This window comes from Streptomyces mirabilis (assembly GCF_039503195.1).
Taxonomy (GTDB): domain Bacteria; phylum Actinomycetota; class Actinomycetes; order Streptomycetales; family Streptomycetaceae; genus Streptomyces; species Streptomyces mirabilis_D.
Genome location: NZ_JBCJKP010000001.1, coordinates 10,346,566 through 10,366,600, shown reverse-complemented (window position 1 = coordinate 10,366,600; position 20,035 = coordinate 10,346,566). Strand labels below are relative to the sequence as shown.

At 70.2% G+C, this 20,035-nt stretch carries 14 protein-coding genes and 4 pseudogenes; 10 read left to right on the top strand and 8 right to left on the bottom strand.

Going from position 1 to position 20,035, the window contains the following annotated elements; translation table 11 throughout:
- Positions 1-106 precede the first annotated feature (106 nt).
- The 3 genes from AAFF41_RS47180 to AAFF41_RS47170 all read right to left on the bottom strand — a co-directional run bounded on the left by AAFF41_RS47180 (position 107) and on the right by AAFF41_RS47170 (position 1,879).
- Positions 107-565 carry an Hsp20/alpha crystallin family protein gene (locus AAFF41_RS47180; protein WP_319749822.1) on the bottom strand — a complete coding sequence of 153 codons (459 nt, stop codon included), beginning with the start codon at positions 563-565 and terminating at the stop codon, positions 107-109.
- A gap of 469 nt (positions 566-1,034) precedes the next feature.
- A complete protein-coding gene (locus AAFF41_RS47175; protein WP_319749823.1) occupies positions 1,035-1,325 on the bottom strand; it encodes a hypothetical protein in 291 nt (96 codons plus the stop codon).
- A 125-nt stretch (positions 1,326-1,450) separates the two neighbouring features.
- Positions 1,451-1,879 (bottom strand): hypothetical protein, encoded by a 429-nt coding sequence (locus AAFF41_RS47170; RefSeq protein ID WP_319749825.1) that lies wholly within the window; start codon positions 1,877-1,879, stop codon positions 1,451-1,453.
- A gap of 402 nt (positions 1,880-2,281) precedes the next feature.
- Between AAFF41_RS47170 and polX the strand changes: the two genes are divergently transcribed.
- Positions 2,282-4,009: a DNA polymerase/3'-5' exonuclease PolX gene (gene polX, locus AAFF41_RS47165; protein ID WP_319749826.1), complete on the top strand. Its 1,728-nt coding sequence runs from the start codon at positions 2,282-2,284 to the stop codon at positions 4,007-4,009.
- Between the two features lie 157 nt (positions 4,010-4,166).
- On the opposite strand, the gene AAFF41_RS47160 is transcribed toward polX, so the two are convergent.
- The 4 genes and pseudogenes from AAFF41_RS47160 to AAFF41_RS47140 form a co-directional block, all read right to left on the bottom strand.
- Positions 4,167-5,039: a universal stress protein gene (locus AAFF41_RS47160; protein WP_343326003.1), complete on the bottom strand. Its 873-nt coding sequence runs from the start codon at positions 5,037-5,039 to the stop codon at positions 4,167-4,169.
- Positions 5,032-5,361: a hypothetical protein gene (locus AAFF41_RS47155; RefSeq protein WP_343326002.1), complete on the bottom strand. Its 330-nt coding sequence runs from the start codon at positions 5,359-5,361 to the stop codon at positions 5,032-5,034. The genes AAFF41_RS47160 and AAFF41_RS47155 overlap by 8 nt, the downstream gene beginning before the upstream one ends.
- A 409-nt stretch (positions 5,362-5,770) precedes the next feature.
- A pseudogene (locus AAFF41_RS51985) lies at positions 5,771-7,129 on the bottom strand (PP2C family protein-serine/threonine phosphatase).
- Positions 7,126-7,272: a hypothetical protein gene (locus AAFF41_RS47140; protein ID WP_319749831.1), complete on the bottom strand. Its 147-nt coding sequence runs from the start codon at positions 7,270-7,272 to the stop codon at positions 7,126-7,128. Before AAFF41_RS47140 ends, AAFF41_RS51985 begins: the two are co-directional and overlap by 4 nt.
- An 857-nt stretch (positions 7,273-8,129) precedes the next feature.
- Here AAFF41_RS47140 and AAFF41_RS51980 point away from each other — a divergent pair.
- From AAFF41_RS51980 to AAFF41_RS47115, 5 genes and pseudogenes are all read left to right on the top strand, one after another.
- A pseudogene (locus tag AAFF41_RS51980) lies at positions 8,130-8,306 on the top strand (histidine kinase); the annotation flags it as partial.
- A 755-nt stretch (positions 8,307-9,061) separates the two neighbouring features.
- A pseudogene (locus tag AAFF41_RS47130) lies at positions 9,062-9,339 on the top strand (FAD-dependent oxidoreductase); the annotation flags it as partial.
- Between the two features lie 781 nt (positions 9,340-10,120).
- Entirely contained in the window at positions 10,121-10,807 is a 687-nt protein-coding gene (gene snpA / locus AAFF41_RS47125) for a snapalysin (RefSeq protein ID WP_343326001.1), read from the top strand.
- Positions 10,808-10,822: 15 nt separating this feature from the next.
- Positions 10,823-11,284 (top strand): annotated as a pseudogene (locus tag AAFF41_RS47120) (methyltransferase type 11); the annotation flags it as partial.
- A gap of 114 nt (positions 11,285-11,398) precedes the next feature.
- Positions 11,399-11,590, top strand: coding sequence for a hypothetical protein (locus AAFF41_RS47115; RefSeq protein ID WP_343326000.1), 192 nt, complete (start codon positions 11,399-11,401; stop codon positions 11,588-11,590).
- A 164-nt stretch (positions 11,591-11,754) separates the two neighbouring features.
- Here the strand turns inward: AAFF41_RS47115 and AAFF41_RS47110 are convergent, their stop codons facing one another.
- On the bottom strand, positions 11,755-15,129 hold the full coding sequence (locus AAFF41_RS47110; RefSeq protein ID WP_343325999.1) for a pyruvate carboxylase: 3,375 nt from the start codon (positions 15,127-15,129) through the stop codon (positions 11,755-11,757).
- A gap of 378 nt (positions 15,130-15,507) precedes the next feature.
- Here AAFF41_RS47110 and AAFF41_RS47105 point away from each other — a divergent pair, with 378 nt between their 5' ends.
- From AAFF41_RS47105 to AAFF41_RS47090, 4 genes are all read left to right on the top strand, one after another.
- Complete coding sequence (locus AAFF41_RS47105) at positions 15,508-15,981, top strand: hypothetical protein (RefSeq protein WP_343325998.1); 474 nt, start codon at positions 15,508-15,510, stop codon at positions 15,979-15,981.
- Between the two features lie 175 nt (positions 15,982-16,156).
- Positions 16,157-16,891, top strand: a complete 735-nt coding sequence (locus AAFF41_RS47100; RefSeq protein ID WP_319749836.1) for a carbonic anhydrase — start codon at positions 16,157-16,159, stop codon at positions 16,889-16,891.
- A gap of 83 nt (positions 16,892-16,974) precedes the next feature.
- Positions 16,975-17,538, top strand: a complete 564-nt coding sequence (locus tag AAFF41_RS47095) for a hypothetical protein (protein WP_343325997.1) — start codon at positions 16,975-16,977, stop codon at positions 17,536-17,538.
- Positions 17,539-17,729: 191 nt separating this feature from the next.
- Positions 17,730-20,027 carry an FUSC family protein gene (locus AAFF41_RS47090; RefSeq protein ID WP_343325996.1) on the top strand — a complete coding sequence of 766 codons (2,298 nt, stop codon included), beginning with the start codon at positions 17,730-17,732 and terminating at the stop codon, positions 20,025-20,027.
- The last annotated feature ends 8 nt before the right edge of the window (positions 20,028-20,035 follow it).

Genomic DNA, 20,035 nt, shown 5'->3' with positions numbered 1-20,035 from the left:
CGGACATCTCACGGTGAGCGCGGTGCCGGCTGCAGACGCGGCACGCGCCGTGGCAGCAGGAGTCGAGGAACCTCTCACTTTGTTAGGAGTTCTCAGGGGCGGCGATTCAGCTCTCAATCTCGATGTGATGGGGCTTGGCCGCCTGAGCTTTGGGGACAGCGACGGTGAGGATGCCGTCGGCAAGGGTGGCGTGCACGTCCTCGGCCTTCACATCGGTGGGCAGCAGCGCCCGGTACTCGAATCGCCCGGTGCGGCGCATGGCGCGGCGCAGGACGCCTTCCCGTTCGCGTTCCTTCAGCTCCCCGGTGATGTGCAGTTCCCGACCGCTGACCTCGACGTTGATGTCCTCGCGCTTGATGCCGGGCAGTTCGCACTCGATCTTGTAGGCCTCGTCGGTCTCGCTCAGGTCGGCCAACGGCGCCCAGGCCATGGGCTCCGTCCAGGACGGTGCGGCGGACTCCAGGAACCGGTTCATCCGCTCGAAGAATTCGTCGAACTCGGCGGCTATCGGCGGGTAGGCCCGCTCCAGCATGCTGCCGTGCCGGTGTCGTGCGGGCAGAGTCATGAGGCTCACCTCCGCGGACGTGGACTCGAAAAGCCGTGTGACTCTCTCGCTCTCCATCATGAGCGGCGGCTGCCCGGTCTGCGACTTGCACCGGCACGGCACGGATGCTGTGGGAGGGCATGCTCCGGCGGCCGACGTGCGGCGACGCCGAGGCGATCAGGGCCGGCAGGGCGGCGCCACTTTCCAGAAGCCTCGTGCTCGGGGCACGGTCTCGTCGCCGTTGCCGGGACCACTACTGGGATTCCTGGGCGTCGTCGACAGTCGTCGCCAGGTGCGCGAAGAGGCCGGTGCCCTCGCTGCACTCCACCACCCAATGCTCAACGAGGAGTTGGCGCGGCCCCAGCGCACTGACTCTGGTGAACCCCCTTCCCGGGCGCAACGCAGGATGCGCGCCGCGCCCGGGAGGGCCCTATCCCTCAACTACGGCTTGTGGACGGGCCGCAATGCGCTACCGCTTCTCGGAGGGTGCTCAGTCCGGGGCGTCCAGGCACTGCGTTGCCAGCTCCTTCAAACGAGTCTTCTTGGCTCGAAGGAGCCGACCCTCGGAACGCCAGCAACGGTGAGCTTGCAGGTGCCAGCGTGTTGGTTCACGGTGCTGCCAGTCTTCGTGCGCGATCTGGGCGCAGGTGTCCTCGACCACTAGCACCATCACATTCGGCAGCTTCAGGGCTGCTTCCACGCCGACGGTGCGCTCCGCGCACGGCAGGTCCAGAACGGATATCGAGCGCCCGCGTGACTGGCGCCAGGGAGCCGTGCTCACGGCGACCACCTCCCAGATTCCTCCTCGCGGCCCAATCTGGAGCGCCGTGCCTGGGCGCGGCCGGGTCGTAAGGTCATCATGCGCGCGCGGCGTACGCGACGACAGGGGCCGAACGGTCCTCGACATCACCGGTCGGTCCGGCCGATGATGTCGGGAAACCCCTCCGCGACGGAGCTGGCGGACCGGCAGCGGGAAGCGGAGCAGATCACTTTCCCCCTACTGAAGGCCGCCGTCGCGGCCGGCGAACCCGACAACATCACGCTCGCCCCGGCACGGATCGCGGACCGGGGACACCCTTCAGCCCGGGCGCCGTGTTCCGTACTCAGGCTGGACACGATGACCGCGTCGTACGGAGCATGGTCCGGAACGCCGCCACTGCCGTCCCCGATGCGCAGCTCGACATCGCGAATGCCCTGTCGGGCGAGGTTGGACCGTGCCTGCCGGCCGCTCTCCGGCCGCATCTCGATGGTGGTCTGGAGCAGGCGCTCGTCTCTGATGCCCGCCGCTCGAACGGCCCGTACGAGATCTTCGGTCGGATGGGCGGCCTCGGTCATCTCCGCTGTCTTCCGTGCGATGGCCGGAGGGTGGGTGTGCCGTCGGGCTCACGGTTGGTGCGGGAGCCGCAGAACTGGCTCAACCGGTCCAGGGTCGCCGGTCGCCGCCCGCAGCCGTTCGGAGTCCTGCGAAGCGTGTCGCGGATACACCCACGACGTGCGCGGCGCGGTGCTGGATCAAACCTCCTGGGAAAACTCCCCCGCGAGGGACGACCCGGCCGGGTCACGGGCCGCGCCCCGGCCGCTCAGGGGGTGATACGCGGTGTGCGCACCACGCCATCGTTGATCACGCGCACGCTTCGGATCTCTCGCTGCGCGGCTTCTGCTGACTTCCGGTACACCCTCCTGCGCATGGCTTCGCGCGCTGGCATGTCGGACAGGTCGGTTTCTAGACTGTGAGACGTGGTGCGGCCCAACGAGGAGGTCGAGGCACTCCTGCAGGAGTATGCGGACCTCATCGCCATCACCGGAGGCGACGCGTTCAAGGCGCGCGCCTACGAAAAGGCGGCCCGCGCCATCGGCGGCTACCCCGCCGACGTCTCCCACCTGGACGCCGCGGGTCTGAAAGAGATCCCGGGCGTGGGCAAGTCGATCGCCGAGAAGGTCATCGAGTACTTCCGCACCGGCAAGGTCACGGTGGTCGAGGAGAGGCGGGCCAGGATTCCGGCAGGGGTACGGCAACTCATCACCATCCCCACCCTCGGCCCCAAGAAGGCGATGGAGCTCTACGAGGATCTGCGCATCTCCTCGGTGAGCGAACTGGCCGACGCCATCAAGGCGGAGAAGCTGCGCGACCTGAAGGGCTTCGGAGAGAAGACCGAGGAGAACATCCTGCACGGCATCGCCCTGATGCAGCAGGCGGGAGGGCGGATCCTGCTGAGCACCGCCATGGAGGCCGCCGAGGACATCGTCACGGAACTCTCCCGGATCACGGGCTGTGCACAGTGTGCATACGCCGGTTCGCTGCGCCGCATGAAGGAAACCATCGGCGACATCGACATCCTCGTCGCCTCCGACCGGTCGGCCCCGTTCATGGAGGCCCTCACCGAACTGCCCTCCACCGCCGAGGTCATCGCGCACGGCGAGAAGAAGACCTCGATCCGTACCGTCACGGGCGTACAGGTCGACCTGCGCGTGGTGCGACCGGACGCGTGGGGCGCCGGAATGCAGTACTTCACCGGCTCCAAGGCGCACAACATCCGCACCCGCACGATCGCCGTCCACCTGGGGCTGAAGCTCTCCGAGTACGGCCTGTTCGACACCGAGAGCGGGAAGCGGGTCGCTTCCCGCTCCGAGGACGAGGTGTACGCCCGGCTCGGCCTGCCCTGGATCCCGCCCACGCTGCGCGAGGACCGAGGGGAGATCGAAGCCGGCCTGCGCGGCGAACTGCCCGAGGTGGTGACCGAGCAGGACATCCGTGGTGATCTGCACACCCACACCGACCTCACCGACGGCCTCGCCCCGCTGGAGGAGATGATGGCAGCGGCCGCCGAGCGGGGCTACGCGTACTACGCGGTCACCGACCATGCACCGAACCTGTACATGCAGCGCATGACCGACGAGAAGGTCCTCGCCCAGCGCGAGCGCGTACGCGCACTGGACGGCAGGCACCACGGGATGCGGCTGCTGCACGGCACCGAGCTCAACATCGGCCCCGACGGGGAGGTGGACTGGCCCGACGACTTCCTCCAGGGCTTCGACATCTGCGTGGCCTCGGTGCACTCTCACTTCAACCTCGGCCGGGAGGCGATGACCCGGCGGCTCGTACGCGCCTGCGAGAACCCCCACATCCACGTCATCGGACACCCCACCACCCGCCTGATCGGCAAACGGCCAGGCATCGACGCCGACCTCGACGAGGTCTTCGCCGCCTGCGCCCGCACCGGCACAGCACTGGAGATCAACGCCCAACCAGACCGCCTCGACCTGGGCGACGAGGACATCCTCCGGGCCAGGAGTCACGGGGCGAAGTTCGCCATCGACACCGACGCCCACTCCATCCCCCAGCTCGCCTACCTCCGCTACGGCATCGGCACGGCACAACGCGGATGGATCACCCCGGACGATGTGATCAACACCTGGCCGCTGCGACGGCTGCGCCGGTTCCTGCGCAAAGACCGGGCGGACTGAGGCCGCGCTGCGCGGGCGTCCCGACCGGCCGCGCATCTCCCGTCACCGGGGACCCGCCACCACCGTTCCGACCCGTTGGAGCGGGACGCCCACCTGCTCGCGCTGCGCGCCGGGGCCATACCGAGGGTGCCAGGGCCGGAGCACCGGGTCACACAAGTCACCCCCGCGGGACGACAGCCACCGGGCAGTGCGCGTGCTGCAGAACGGCGTGCGTGACCCTGCCCAGGGAACGGCCTACGTGGTGCGCGGGCCTGCGCGTGCCCGACACGACGAGATCCGCGCGCAGGGACGCCGCGACCAGTGCACCGGCCGGCGACGGGACCCGCACCACCTCTTCGGTCACCTCGAGGTCCGGGAACTCGGCCTGGACGGAGCCGAGCACGCGCGTGCTCGCCGCGGCCTTCGCCTCCACGGCACCCCGCGCCACGTCGGCCATGGGCGCCATGCTTCCGACGTACTGGATGTAGGTCCACGCACTGAGCAGACGCAAGGACGCCTTCCGCCGCCTGGCCATCTCCCCGGCGAAGCGCACCGCTCCGAGGTCCCCCTCATCCCGTACGCCCACCACGACCACCCCGCTCGACGGCCGCGCCGTATCACGCACGACGACCACCGGGCACCTCGCCTGTCCGGCCAGCGTCAGCGCGACCGAGCCCAGCAGCAGCGCGGAGAAACCGCCCATCCCCCGCGAACCCACAACGATCGCCACCGCGGCGTCCCCGGCATGTGGCACTGCCGATGCGGCCCGTAGCAGGCTGTCCGCCACGGGTTCCCGGCCGACCTCCGTGGTGACCGTCAGGTCAGGCGCCCTCTCGGTGGCCGCGGCCGCCGCCTCGGTCACCAGAGACCGGGCGGCCTCACGCACGCGCCGGGCGGTTTCGGCGGACAGGCGCTCCGCCAGGTCGAGGTCGACGGCACACACGATGTGCAGGGGCTGATGCCGCAGCGCGGCCTCCTGCGCGGCCCACAGCACGGCGCGTGCCGCTCCGGCCGAGCCGTCCGTCCCCACCACCACCGGCCCCTCAGACATACCCGACCAACTCTTCCCAGCAACGAGCAGAACCCGCAGCGGCAGCCCCGGCCGGGCGACGGGGCGTCACAGCGGCACCCCCGGATCGGTGTACCGCGGCAGCACCCCCACCCCGTCCTCCAGAGGGCAGCTCCTCCGGCTCCACGACCACCAGCTCCGCGCCGGTGCCGACCAGTGCGCGGATCAAGGCCGCGCCCGGCGATTGCTCCTGGAAGCCGAGGGCACCGAAGGACTCCAGGTCGGCGGCCGGCAGAGCGATCCGCGTCGGCTCCGAGCCCACCCACAGCCGCAACGGCAGATCGACGGGCGTGTTGAGCAGCACCTCCACCTCCCCGCCACCCCTTGCGGTGACACCCCAAACCTGCCTCCGCTCCTTCCAGTAGACCTCCCGGCCACCGACTTTGCGCGCCGGACAGGGCACCGCCAACTCGGTGAATCCGCGATCGGCAGGCCGTGGAGCGAACCCGCAGTCGTAGCGCACGGCAACCCACGGCAGCCCTCAACCTCGGTGTCATAAAGAAGCTGCTACCAATGCCTGTCGAGACCGGAGTCCAGGTTCGGCGCGAACTCGAAGGCGTTGCTCCGGTCGACAAAGGGTGTTTTCGACAGGGTGAATGAGAGCCACTCCGGCAAGTTGATCAGGAGCCACTTCGCTCCGTTCGTGGAACGGAGGAACTCGTCAACGGTTCATGATCGGCAACCAGGTTGGGAGCCGCCCCGATCGAGTGAGTTCACGACCGCAGGGACGGCCCCTCATGACAGACGCTGGCCGGGATGCGCAGGGCGAGGATGGTCATGTCGTCATGGCCGTCGCTGGGGTGGTTGTCGGCCAGGGATTGAACGAAGGCGTCCAGTGACTGGTCGGCGTGGGTGAGGGCGAGGTCGGCGAGGGCATCGAGGCCCTGGTCGACGGTCTGAGTGGGGCGTTCGACGAGCCCGTCGGTGAAGAAGACCACGATGCCGCCCGAGGGCAGCGAGCAGACGTGGTCGGACCGAGGCTGTTCTGGGTCCACCCCGAGGGGCAGGCCGGGCTCGGCATGCAGGTACTCCGCCCGATGGTCGCGTGTGATGAGCAATGGGGGGAAGTGGCCGGCGCTGCTCCAGCGCAGTCCCCACCCGGACTCTTGGGGCTCGATGCGGGCCAGGCAGACAGTGGTGACGGGGATGTCAGTGATGGCGACGACGGTGTGGTCGAGCTGTGTGAGAACCGCGCTGGGCGGAGTGCGCCGGTCAAACAGCAGGGCGCGCAGCATGTTGCGAGCGGCTGCCATGGCTGCCGCCGCGCGAAGGTCGTGGCCGACCACGTCGCCGACGATGACGCCCACCGCGTCGTCGGGCAGCGGGACGGCGTCGTACCAGTCCCCACCGAGGGTGCTCGGCTCGGCAGCCGGCCGGTAGATGGCGGCGGCCTCGAACGGGTGCAGGTCCGGCAGGGTGGGCAGCAGCATCCGCTGGAAGTGTTAGGCGCTTTCGCGGGCTTGAAGGAAGAGGTGGGCGTTTTCGATCGCGATGCCGGCGGCGGTGGCCAGGGTGACGACCGTGCTCTCGTCAGTGGCGTCGAAGGGCTGCCCGTCGTAGCGATCGGACAGGTACAGGTCGCCGTAGATCTTGCCGCGGAAGCCGACCGTGACCCCGAGCAGGGTGCGCATGTGAGGGTGGCCGGGCGGAAAGCCGGTGGAATCCGGGTCGGAGGCGATGTCATCGACTCGCAGCGGAGCGGGATCGCGCATCAAGTGCCCGAGCAGGCCCAGGCCGCGGGGGAATTCCAGCCCGTCGAGGTCGGCCCGTTCCTGTTCGGACAGGCCGACAGTGATGAACTGCTTCAGGTACTGTCCGGACTCGTCCAGCACCCCCAGCGCCCCGTAGCGAGCGCCGGCGAGTTCCATGGCGGTGGTGATGAGGCGGTGGAGCACCGCGTCCAGGTCCAGCTCGCGGCTGAAGGACAGTACAGCGTCCAGCAGGTCCTGCAGCCGGTTCTTGGCCTGGCCCAGCACCTGCAGCTGTTCGGCGATCTGACCCAGCTCGGCAGCCTGTCGCTGCCGCAGATCAGAAAGGTGCGGTGGCCGGGGTGGCTCTTGTGCGTCCGTCATGGGCGGGCCTGGTGTCCTTCGGTCGGCTTGAGCCGGTAGGGGTTGGTGCCGGTTTGGATCTGGGCGCCTTCGGCCCGCACCTGGGTGTCGTGCCGCCCGTCACGGCGGATCCGCTCGGACGGCGACTCACGCGAGCGGTACACCTTCCCGGCCTCCGACAGGCGCGACCATGATCAAACAAGAGCACAGCATGACACGGTCAAACAGCCCCACATGCCCATTACGTCAAAAGCGGCATGCCCACCCGGACAGACCAAGGTGGCTCCCGTTCTCACCGCCGAAGCAGTGGCTCTCGGACACACCGCCCCAGGCCCCCGTTCACTCTGCCAGAAACGACAAAAGCCACATGGCCGGAGCGAGCAGGCGGCACACAGCGCCGTGCCGGCGAGAAGGCTGCTACCCGCCAGACGTCATGCAGCTGTCCGCGCCGTGGCGGCACCTGGTCGGTGGCCGTAGCCCGGTACCGTGCCGACGGACAGTGCGTCCCGATCTTCGGTACCTCTTTACAGGCGCTTGGAGGAGGGCCGATGGGTCGAGTCCACCATCGTCCAAGGGCCGAAGGGGCCACAGGCCGACCAGGTCGTACCGCTGTAGAGGCATGGCAAGCGACCACACCGGGCAGCCCGACGAACCCGGAGAGGACGAGCATGGACCACTCTCCGCGGGCTACGCGAACAGCCGCGACCATCTGCGGCACGCGCGGACCCGTCTTGAGACCGTTCTCGCTCAGAACCTTGGGATCGGGGCCGCCGCCGAAGAGGGCAGCGCCGTGGTGTTCGGGGCGCCGGGCGTGCCTGGGCGATCCGACCTGGAAGCGATGGGAACGCGTGACCGAGGTGGAGGTGAGCCACTATGACGCTTCCCGGAGCGACTTGGGTACCCTGCGCCGCCCCGGAGTAGGTCACCTCGCCAACTCCGCCGTGCGCTCGACAGGTACGAGTTCATGCTGGCGTGCCTCGGGTGCCTCGGCGATCGCGGGTCTGATCGCGCACGCCGAGGTCTGGGAGTTCCCGTGCGGGTGCGGGACGAGATCTTCGTCAACCTGAACCACGCGAACAAGCGGTCGGCGAAGGAGTTCGACGCAGAGGGCGAGTCGGTCGTCAGCACGCTCGCCGTCGCGGCCGGAGTAGCCATAGACAACGCCCGGCTGCTCGCCGAGGGGCAACGTGGCAAGCGTGGCCGCGGACGGGGGAGGCTGCCCGGGCAGCCGGTCGGCATCGATCAGATCCAGCACGGCCTGTTCGTCCCCCGCCTCGTAAGACCGCACCGACAACTGCGACACCGAACCGGAACGCGTGCTCGCCACGGACTTCTTCCGCCCTTTCTTGAACCGATCTCTCCTCAGCCCGCTCCTGCCGGTCCACACGCGCCACCACCACGGATGTCGTGTCGGCCGGCCCGGCTCTCTTGTCCGTCACGACGGCGGAGCGGAGGTGTTGCATGGCCGAGTCGCTGGGGATCGGGGAGGGCGACGGAGGCGGGACGGAGTTCCCGACGGTCGAGCGGAAGGGCAAGCCTCGATACGGAGGCCGCTGGGTGGGCACTGCAGGCCACGCTTGATGCTCTTCGTTCCCTGCGGAGCGCAGGCGTGGCAGAGCCTTCGCACCGAGGTCAGGCTGCGGTGCGAAGGCTCCGAGGGCAAAACAGTCCCCGGTAGTGCTGCACGTGTCCTGGGGCTTCAGTCGTCACTGTCGCCTCGGTATCGCGCCGGCTTGCCGGGGGCCTGAACCACATCCTGTCCGAGTTCGCTCCGCCGACTAGACGTCCTCGTCGACTTTGTGACTCTTTCGGTTTGTGGGCTATTAACCATGATGCGCCGCATATATCCCTAGTCAATAGGTTTTAGGAAAATACGCGCGAGCCGGTCGCTCGGTTGACCTGGCGGGACAGGGCGGCAGCTCCAGCCCCGGCCGGACCGCCAGCACTGCGGCCGGTGTGGTCCTGCGTGACGTCTTCACAGACGCCACCCGCGACCTGGACGCGACCGGCCCATTCTTCGCCATCGGCCACGACCCCCGCACGGAACTCTTCAAGGGCAACTCGACCTGGACGACAGCGGCTACATCAAGGTCGCCTCACCCTCCACCCGTACGCACATCCCCGGCGTCTTCGCCGACGGAGACGTCGTCGACCACACCTGCGGCCAGGCCATCACAGCAGCGGGGACCGGCGCAGCCGTAGCCCGCGACGCGGAACGGTACCTCGGCGCCCGGGGTCGGCAGAATCCGCCACTGTCTCCGCCTGAACACCCAGAATCTTGGGCCCATGCAGCCTCCTGCACGGGCCCGCCGTCGTTGCAGACGGGCAGACCCACCAGCAGCCAGGGCGGCCACACCGCCGCGACGAGCAGACCCATGGTGGAGTCGGCGTCCAACACCTCCACCGCGATCAGCGGCAGGGCCACGACGGTGACGCTGTTGCCCGACGGCCCGGCCCGTATGGTCCCGAAGCCACCGGGCGCGGCGGACACGCTGCCGGAGGCGGGCGAGAAACCCACCGACCTCTCCCCCACGCCGCGGGCCGAGGGTGACTCCCGGGGGGCACCCCCGGGGCCGGTGGGGCGCGAAAGAAGCGGAAGCTCATGTTCTATGACGTCGGTCACAGCGCCCCACCAACCAACCGGCACGCTTAGTAGACGCGACTTGGCGGACATCTAAGGATTTGTCCGTCTTGGCCCGGATGCGGATCCTGTCGCGCGTCCCGGGATTCCGCCCGGCCGGCCCGCACGCCCGTTGCCCTGTGCTGTAAGGCTTCTGACGCCGCGACAGCTTCCCCTCCTGCCGCCATGTGCGGACCGGAGACCCGTGCACTGCCCCTGGCGAGGTCCCGGGACCTACGAGGCGACGTAGTGGCGGGACCCTTTGCGCTCCCTGTCGAGCCGTTCTAAGAATGGCGACCCACAGGACGTCGCCGCAGTTCGGAACCGGTGTTCACGCAGAGTCGACCGCACACCGTGCGCTCGGCGTCACCGAGTGAGTAGGAGCCCCCCACATGAAGTCGTCCCGAACGTCCGCGAGACTCCTCGCCCTCGCTCTCGGCCTGGGTCTGGCCTCCAGCGCGCTGGGCGCGGCGGTGCCGGCGAGCGCCCAGACGGCCGCCACCCCGTCCGCTGCCGCCGGTACCTCCGTGGCACGGTACGCCGGGTCGGTTGAGGAGGCCGCGAACAACAAGGCGTTCTTCGAGGCGGTGCTCAAGTCCGTCGCCGAGAAGCGCGCCGCCCAGCCGTACGGGCAGGCGGTGACCGTCTACTACAACGCCTCCCAGGCACCGAGCTTCCGTTCGCAGATATCGAGCGCGGCCTCGATCTGGAACAGCTCCGAGTCCAACGTCAAGCTCCAGGAGGCGTCGAGCGGTGCCGACTTCTCCTACTACGAGGGCAACGACCCGCGCGGGTCCTACGCCTCCACCGACGGCCACGGAAGTGGCTACGTCTTCCTCGACTACACCCAGAGCCAGCAGTACGACTCGGTCCGCGTCGCCACCCACGAGACCGGGCACGTACTGGGCCTGACGGACGACTACAACGGGCTGTGCAGTGAGCTGATGTCGGGCGGCAGCGCCGGCCCGTCCTGCACCAACCGCTATCCGAACGTCACCGAGCGCTCGCGTGTCGACCAGCTGTGGGCCACCGGACTCGCGCAGGCCCGGGGCACGGTGACCGGCCCGCCGACCACCTGAGCGCCGCACCGCCGCGGCGCGCGTGGTCTGGGTCTGGACACATCGGTGCGCGCGGCGCTCGGCAGCCCGTGCCCACGACCGAGCCGCCGCGGTGGCCTGGGACATCTTCCGTCCCTTCCCGCTGACCGACGGGGTGGCCGATGTCGTACTGGACATGTTCGCCCCGCACAACCCGGCCGAGTTCCACCGCGTGCTGCGCCCGACCGGCCAGTCGATCGTAGTCCGTCCCACCGGGCGGCACCTGGTCGAGCTGCGCGGCCGGTTGCCTGCGATGGTCACGATCGACCCGACCGAGGAACAGCGCCTGCACCGGGCGCTGGACCCTTTCTTCGAGGCCGCCGTCACCGCACAGGTGGAGCATGCCGTGACCCTGACGAGGCTGGGTGCCCCGACCTGGTAGCGATGACGCCGAGCGCACGCCACGTGAGCCATGCGGACCTGAACGATGACGGCTTCCCGCGCGCGTGCGTCTGCTGACCGACGAGCGGTGGGCACGCCTGGCGAGTTCGGTCCCTGGCAGACGGCAACGGCCACCCGCCGGCCGTCGTAGTCACTCCGGGCCAGGTCCACGACGCGCAGGTCCTCCCCCTCATGCTGGGCGACATCCGGGTCCCGCGACTCGGCCGCGGCAGACCACGAACCACCCCGGCCGTGCTGCTCGCAGACAAGGCGTGCTCCTCCAAGCGGGTCCACGCAGACGTCGCGGCCCGTGGCATCTGGCGGAACAAGCACGCTGTCGACAAACGCCTACGCAAGGTGGTCGGCAGGGCGAACGTCGCCTGATGCGGCACTGGCGTCCGCACACGGCCGGCCGCGACACCCGCTCGCGCGACACCGTCGCAGTCCGCGCCGCGGCTCCGTAGCACCCCGCTCGCCGCCCGCCTGTCGAAGATCAGGCGGGCGGCGCAGGTCGGTCCTGACGGTGCGCGCGTGCACCGTGACCAGCCTCAGCCGACCTCGATGAGCAGGTCGCCGCCTTCCACCTGCTGGATCCGGTTGATGGCCAGCCTGGTCACCCGGCCGGCCTTCGGGGCGGTGATGGAGGCCTCCATCTTCATCGCCTCGATGGTGGCCACGGTCGCACCGGCCTCCACCTCGTCGCCCTCGGCGACCGCGAGCGTCACCACACCGGCGAACGGCGCCGCCACGTGTCCGGGGTTGGCCCTGTCGGCCTTCTCGGTCACCGGTACGTCGGAAGCCGCCGCGTTGTCCCGGACCTGGATCGGCCGCAGTTGGCCGTTCAGGGAGGACATCACGGTGCGCATACCGCGTTCGTCCGCCTCGCCGATGGCCTGGAGCTCGATGAGGAGCCGCACGCCGGGCTCGAGGTCGACGGAGTACTCCTTGGCGGGGCGCAGCCCGTAGAAGAAGTCCTTGCTGTCCAGCACGCTGGTGTCACCGTAGGCCTGGCGGCGGGTGTCGAAGTCGCGCGTCGGCCCGGGGAACAGCAGCCGGTTGAGGGTCGAACGCCGGGACTTCTCCAGGCCCGTACGGTCCTCGGCGCTCAGCCCCGGTACGGGCTTGGCCTCTGCACGGCCTTGAAGCGCCTTGGTGCGGAACGGCTCCGGCCAGCCGCCGGGCGGGGTGCCCAGTTCGCCGCGCAGGAAGCCGATGACGGAGTCGGGGATGTCGAACCTGTCCGGTGTCGCCTCGAAGTCCTCCGGCGCCACCCCGGCACCCACCAGGTGCAGGGCGAGGTCACCGACGACCTTGGAGGAGGGGGTGACCTTGACCAGGTGGCCCAGGATGCGGTCCGCCGCCTCGTACATCGCCTCGATGTCCTCGAAGCGGTCGCCGAGGCCGAGGGCGACCGCCTGGGTGCGCAGGTTGGACAGCTGGCCGCCGGGGATCTCGTGGTGGTAGACGCGTCCGGTCGGCGAGGCCAGGCCCGCCTCGAAGGGCGCGTAGATCCTGCGGACGCTCTCCCAGTACGGCTCCAGGTCACCGACGGCCCTCAGGTCCAGGCCGGTGGGCCGGTCGGAGTGGTCCGTGGCGGCGACGATCGCCGACAGCGACGGCTGGGAGGTGGTGCCCGCCATGGAGGCGACCGCGCCGTCCACCGCGTCGGCGCCGGCCTGGATCGCGGCGAGGTAGGTGGCGAGCTGACCGCCCGCGGTGTCGTGGGTGTGCAGGTGCACCGGCAGGTCGAACTCGCGGCGCAGCGCCGACACGAGCGTGGCCGCGGCGGGTGCCCGCAGCAGACCGGCCATGTCCTTGACGGCCAGGACGTGCGCGCCGGCATCCACGATCTGCTCCGCGAGGCGGAGGTAGTAGTCCAGGGTGTACAGCCGCTCCGACGGGTCGGACAGGTCGGAGGTGTAGCACAGGGCGACCTCGGCGATCGCCGTCCCGGTCTCCCGTACGGCGTCGATGGCCGGGCGCATCTGACCGACGTCGTTGAGCGCGTCGAAGATGCGGAAGATGTCGATGCCGGTGGCGGCGGCCTCCTGGACGAAGGCGTCGGTCACCTCGGTCGGGTAGGGCGTGTAGCCGACGGTGTTGCGGCCGCGCAGCAGCATCTGGAGACAGATGTTGGGCACGGCCTCACGCAGGGCCGCCAGGCGTTCCCAGGGGTCCTCGGCGAGGAAGCGCAGGGCGACGTCGTAGGTGGCGCCGCCCCAGCATTCCAGGGACAGCAGCTCGGGCAGGGTCCGGGCCACGGCCGGGGCGACGGCGAGGAGGTCCTTGGTGCGCACCCGGGTGGCGAGCAGGGACTGGTGGGCGTCGCGGAAGGTGGTGTCGGTGACGCCGATGGTCGGCGACTCGCGCAGGTGCCGGGCGAAGCCTTCCGGGCCGAGTTCGACGAGGCGCTGCCGGGAACCCGCGGGCGGCTCACCGGCGGGCAGCGGGGGCAGCTTGGTGACCGGGTCGATCAGCTCGGGGCGTTCGCCGTGCGGCTTGTTCACCGTGACATCGGCGAGGTAGGTGAGCAGCTTGGTGCCGCGGTCGGCGGAGTGGCGGGCGGTGAGCAGGTGCGGTCGCTGTTCGATGAACGACGTCGTGACCCGCCCGGCCTGGAAGTCGGGGTCGTCCAGCACGGCTTGGAGGAACGGGATGTTAGTGGCGACGCCCCGGATGCGGAACTCGGCCACGGCACGCCGGGCGCGGCCGATCGCGGACTTGAAGTCCCGGCCCCGGCAGGTGAGCTTGACCAGCATCGAGTCGAAGTGCGCGCTGATCTCCGTACCCGCGTGGGTGGTACCGCCGTCCAGGCGGATACCCGAGCCGCCCGGCGAACGGTAGGCGCTGATCCGGCCGGTGTCAGGGCGGAAGCCGTTCGCCGGATCCTCGGTGGTGATACGGCACTGGAGCGCGGCACCGCGCAGGGTGACCGTCTCCTGGGAGAGCCCGAGGTCCGCCAGCGACTCGCCCGAGGCGATGCGCAGCTGGGCCTGGACGAGGTCGACGTCGGTGACCTCCTCCGTGACCGTGTGTTCCACCTGGATGCGCGGGTTCATCTCGATGAAGACGTGGTTGCCGTCGCGGTCGAGGAGGAACTCCACGGTGCCGGCGTTGCGGTAGCCGATCTCGCGGGCGAACCGCACCGCGTCGGCGCAGATCCGGTCCCGCAGGGCCGGATCGAGGTTCGGCGCGGGCGCCAGCTCGATCACCTTCTGGTGGCGGCGCTGCACCGAGCAGTCACGCTCGAACAGGTGGATGACGTTGCCCTGTCCGTCGGCGAGGATCTGCACCTCGATGTGGCGGGGATCGATGACCGCCTTCTCCAGGAAGACGGTGGGGTCGCCGAACGCCGATGTCGCCTCGCGGGAGGCCGCCTCGATGGACTCACGCAGTGTGGCCGGGTCCTCGACCCGCCGCATACCGCGCCCTCCGCCGCCCGCGACCGCCTTGACGAACACGGGAAAGCCCACGTCCTCGGCGGCGCGGACCAGTTCGTCGACGTCGGTGGAGGGCGCCGAGGAGCCGAGGACCGGCACGCCGGCCGCCCGGGCTGCGGCCACGGCGCGGGCCTTGTTTCCCGTCAGCTCGAGCGTGGCGGCGTCCGGACCGACGAACGTGACGCCCGCCTCCTCGCAGGCGCGCGCCAGTTCCGGGTTCTCGGACAGGAACCCGTAGCCCGGGTAGACGGCGTCCGCACCCGCCTTGCGTGCGGCACGGACGACCTCCTCCACGGAGAGATAGGCCCGTACCGGGTGCCCCGGCTCGCCGATCTCGTAGGCCTCGTCGGCCTTCAGCCTGTGCAGCGAGTTGCGGTCCTCATGAGGGAAGACGGCCACGGTTCGCGCGCCCAGTTCATAGCCAGCGCGGAACGCGCGAATCGCAATCTCGCCGCGGTTGGCGACCAGCACCTTGCGGAACATCCTGGATCCCTTCGGCCTGCCGGTGACGAGGACCATGCTGTCGGTGACGCCCCCGTTATGCCATGTGAACCGGGCCACTCCCGTCCATGCCCCTCTCGGAACACCGCGAATTCGGGGTGTGCCGTCCAGGGCGGACGTACGTCGTCGCCCGCACGGGTGGTTCCCGCCACCATCATGGTGCCCCGCGTGCCCCGGCGGATGCCTAGCTGCCTCCGTACGACGGCGTCTCGTGCGGCGTCCTGGTGCGCCACCGTCAAGAAGCAACCGTCGGCCGCGGGTGGCAGATTGTCGCCGTTGACCCGTATGTACGGCACATGACAGCGTCGGCCCTGCCCGGGCGGCAGGCCCCGGGCGCATCCGCGGAGGGGACCGATCAGCATGGGCTGCAGACGGGCCACGTACACGGTGGCGGCGGCCACAACAGCCGCACTTCTGCTCGGAGTCTCGGGGACGGCGGCCTCGGCCGCCGCCGGGCCGTCCCCCGCCGCGACACTCCGGGCGGCCGTGCACGCCGGCGGCCAGAGCGACTTCTCCCCGGAGGAGGAGGCCCACCTGCGGGAGGTGGCCGCCTCCATCTGGAACGCCGACCTGGCCGCAGGCTGGAACATGAACCCCGACGTCGCCGACGTCCTTTCCCAGGCCAGCGGCGAAATCCTCCGGTGCTCCGAGGCCTTCGCGCTGGTACCCCGGCCACCCGGCTTCCTCCCGGGCATCGGCTACCTGCTCAGCTACTGGAAGAACCTCAAGGACTACTTCCTCGTCGTGAAGGACAACCGGACCTATCGGGCCTGCGTGGTGACCGCGGCAGCGAACTACCGGTCGGCGATCGAGATGGCGTCGATGGGCATCTGACCGGCCGGCTGTGACGCTCCGCCACCCACCGTTCCGGGGCTCCGGGCCGTGGGCCATCGGTGGCGGAGTCGCCCGCGCCCGCGTGTGCCTCCCGTCCAGTTCCCTCACCGCACTGCACAATCGCCCCCGGCCAAGACGTACGGAGACGTCTCGGTGGACTGAGAGGTCAGGGCTGATGGACAGAGCGGGACATCCCGATCGCAGAGTTCTTCTCGTCGGCGGCCTCGTGGCTGCCACGGTCACGCTCGCGGGGTGTTCGCCGACGAGCGCCGCCTCGTCGGTGACCACCGCTCCGCCGGAACCGCCGCCGACCACGCCCGCCGCGGCGTTCACCAGGCTCATGGAGGGCAACAAGCGCTGGGTGAGCGGCGAACTTCGACATCCCGACCGCGATCCGGACCGGCGCCAGTTCGTGGCCGAGAAGCAGAAGCCCTTCGGGGCGATCCTCTCCTGCATCGACTCCCGGGTGCCGCCCGAACTCCTCTTCGACACCGGGCTGGGTGACCTGTACGTGATGCGTACGGGTGGGGAGGCCATCGGTCCGGTGGTCACGGGTTCCGTGGAGTACGGGCCCATGACGAGCGGCACTCCGCTCATCGTGGTGCTCGGGCATCAACGCTGCGGCGCCATCGAGGCGGCGTACAACTCCATCCGTGACGACAAACCGCTGCCCGGCAATCTGGAGGCGATCGCCAAGGCCCTGCGTCCGGCGTACGAGCAGGCGGTCCGTGTGGGCGGTGCCGACCCGGTGGATTCCATGGCCCGCGCGCAGGTCACGCTGACCGCCGCCGACCTGCGGTCCAATCAGGACCTGGCCCCCCTCGTGAAGAAGGGTGCCCTCGCCGTGGTCGGCGCCTACTACTCGCTCGACACCGGCAAGGTGGAAGTCCTGGCCGGAGCGCCCGCCTGACCGGTCCGAGCCGCTGGCGGAGGGCACGGCCCGCATGACAGGGTCAGCCTGATCGGACACAGGCGGGCGACGAGGGTGAGTTCATGGATGCACAGACGTGGGACGCGCTGGTGGAGTCGATGAAGAGCGCGTACTCCGCGGGGCTCGCCGAGGGCGCCGTGCCACGGCCGGTCATCATGCCGCTGGTGCGCGGCGAGTTGGTCGGCCTGATCTGGGTGCGGCCGACCGAGCCCGGCAAGGACGCGCTCACCGGCATCGCCGAGCTCGCGAACATCGCCGCGGCGGCCGGCGCCGACGAGGTCGTTCTCGCCTGGGAGACCCACGACGTCGCCACCGCCTGCCAGTTGCCGATCAACGGCCCCGTGCCGTGTCTGAACATGGTGCACGCCACGAAGGACGGCCATGCGCTGCACCAGTTCCCCTACACCGAATCCCACTCCCCCGAGGGTCGGGGCTCGGCCGAGCCCGCATGGCGGCCCGCCGTCGAGCCACAGCCGGGCGGCGAGTTGGTCCTTCCCGTCCAGGCCGCGGTCGACTACTCCTTCATCCCGCTCGAACTGGACCATCCCTCCCCGTTCGGTGTCACCGTCGTCCTCATGGAAGAGGACGGCTACAACGTCCGCCTGAACGAGGCGTTCGCCGGCTGACCGCGACCTCGGCGGGACGGTGACCTCCGTAGGACGGTGCGCTCCGCACCCATCGCGTGGGCGGTCTGTACGCCATGGGCACGCCACGCCTGGGTGGATCATGAGCAGAGATCGTGTTCGGATGACGTCGCTCCGGAAGAGACGTCACACTCGGTGGGGCGTAGACCTGTCGACAGGAGGGGGCCGGGCACGTGCGGACATCCAGTCGAATCCGTCCCCGGTCGGTCACGTCGTGGCTGCGCGACCGTGATCCCGAGCTGGCGGCGACCCGGCGTGCCGGGCGGACGGCGCTCGTCATGCCCGCGCTGTTCGCCCTGTGCAGCCAGGTCATCGGGTCACCGACGATGGCGACCTTCGCCGCGTTCGGTGCGTTCTCGATGCTGCTGCTCGTGGATTTCACCGGTCCGATGGTGCAGCGGCTACGCGCCCACCTCGGCCTCGCGGTGGCCTGGGCCGTCCTGATCTGTCTGGGTACGCTCGTGGCCGACAGGACCTGGCTCGCGGTCACCGCGATGGTCGTCATCGGTTTCCTGGTGCTGTTCTCCGGGGTGGTCAGCTCCGTCCTCGCGGGCGCCTCGACCGCACTGCTGCTGGCCTTCATCCTCCCGGTGACCTCGCCCGTCCCGTTCGCGGAGCTTCCCGCCCGGCTCGCGGGAGCGGGCCTCGCGGCAGCCGCCGCCATGCTCGCGGTCACCCTGCTGTGGCCCCGTCCCAGCGAGGACCCCCTCAGCGCACCCGCCGCCCGGGTCTGCTGTGCGGCCGCCGAGCAACTGCGCACCGACGCGTCCCTCCTGGCCGGCGGGCCTTCCGCGCCGAGCACCGGTCAGTGCCGTACCAGAGCCGACGAGGCCGCCGCGGCGGCGGCCGAGCTGCGCACCGTCTTCGACGCCACCCCGTACCGCCCCACCGGCCTGTCCACCAGCTCGCGCGCCCTCGTCCGTCTGGTCGACGAACTGACCTGGCTCAGCAGCATCCTCGCCGACAGCGCGCCCCCGCTCGACGGTCGACCGGCCTGCGACATCGACGCCCGGTCCGTACGCCGGGCCGCCGCGGCCGTACTCGACGAGGTGGCCGCACTGCTCGACGCCCCGCGCGGCTCACCGGACGAGCTGCACGCGGCCTCGGAGAGTCTGCGCAAGGCCATGGCCGACATGGAGCGCAACGCCACCACCCGGCTGCCCGTGCGCGGGGGCGGCGCCGGCACACCCTCGCAGGTGCACCCCGTCATCGGAGCGCTGGACCTTTCGTTCCGCGCGCAGGAGCTGGGTTTCGCGACGCTGCAGATCGCGGACAACGTGGCCCTGGCCGCGGCCGCCGAACGCCGCAGCTGGTTCGAACGTCTGCTGGGCCGCGAGCCCGACGCCGTGACCCGACCGCTGGCGGCGGCGCGCGAGCGAGCCGCCGCCCACCTTCAGCCGGGGTCCGTCTGGCTGCACAACAGCCTGCGCGGCGCGCTCGGCCTCGGCATAGCGGTCGGCCTCGCCAACGTGACCAGCGTCCAGCACTCGTTCTGGGTGCTCCTGGGAACCCTGTCCGTGCTGCGCTCGAACGCCCTCAACACCGGGCAGAACGCGGTCCGCGCCCTGGGCGGCACCCTCGCGGGTTCGATCATCGGCACCGGGCTGCTGCAACTGATCGGCCACCACGGCACGGCGCTCTGGTTTCTGCTGCCCCTCGCCGTGCTCCTTGCCGGTATCGCCCCCGCCGCCATCTCCTTCGCCGCCGGCCAGGCGTCCTTCACCATCACCCTCGTCATCCTGTTCAACATCGGCCAGGACCCCGACTGGCACATCGTGCTGCTGCGGATCCAGGACATCGCCATCGGCTGCGCGGTGAGCGTGCTGGTGGGCCTGTTCTTCTGGCCGCGCGGCGCCACGGCGGCCGTCGACCGGGCGCTCGCCGAGGCGTACACGGACAGCGCCCGGTATCTGGCGGGCGCGGTACAGTACGCCGTCGGCCACTGCGGCAGCGCCCCCGCGCCCACGTCTGCCGAGGGCGCGCTGCGGGAGGGCGTCGAAGCGGCCGCGGCCGCGCGCAGACTCGACGACGCGTTCCGCAGCTATCTGGCCGAACGCGGCGCCAAACCGGTTCCCCTGGCCGACATGACCACCCTGGTCACCGGCATCGTGGGGCTGCGCCTCGCGGCGGACGCGGTCCTGGGGCTGTGGCGACGCGCCTGCGAACCGGACAGCGAGCCGAACCGGGCGGAAGCGGGCCTCGTCCTGCTGAGCACCGCCGGCCAGATCTCCGGCTGGTACCAGGATCTGGCGGCCGGTCTCGGGCACAGCGCCCCCGTCCGGGATCCGCTGCCGCGCAACCCCGCGGCCGAGGCACAGCTGGTCGAATCCCTCCGCCGCGACCTGAGCGACGAGCATGGGCAGGCCACGGACACGGCCGTCCGCATCATCTGGACCGCCGACCACCTCGACGCCGCCCGCCGGCTCCAGCCCAGTCTGGTCGCCGCGGCGAGGCCCGACGGTCCTTCCTGACCCGGGGC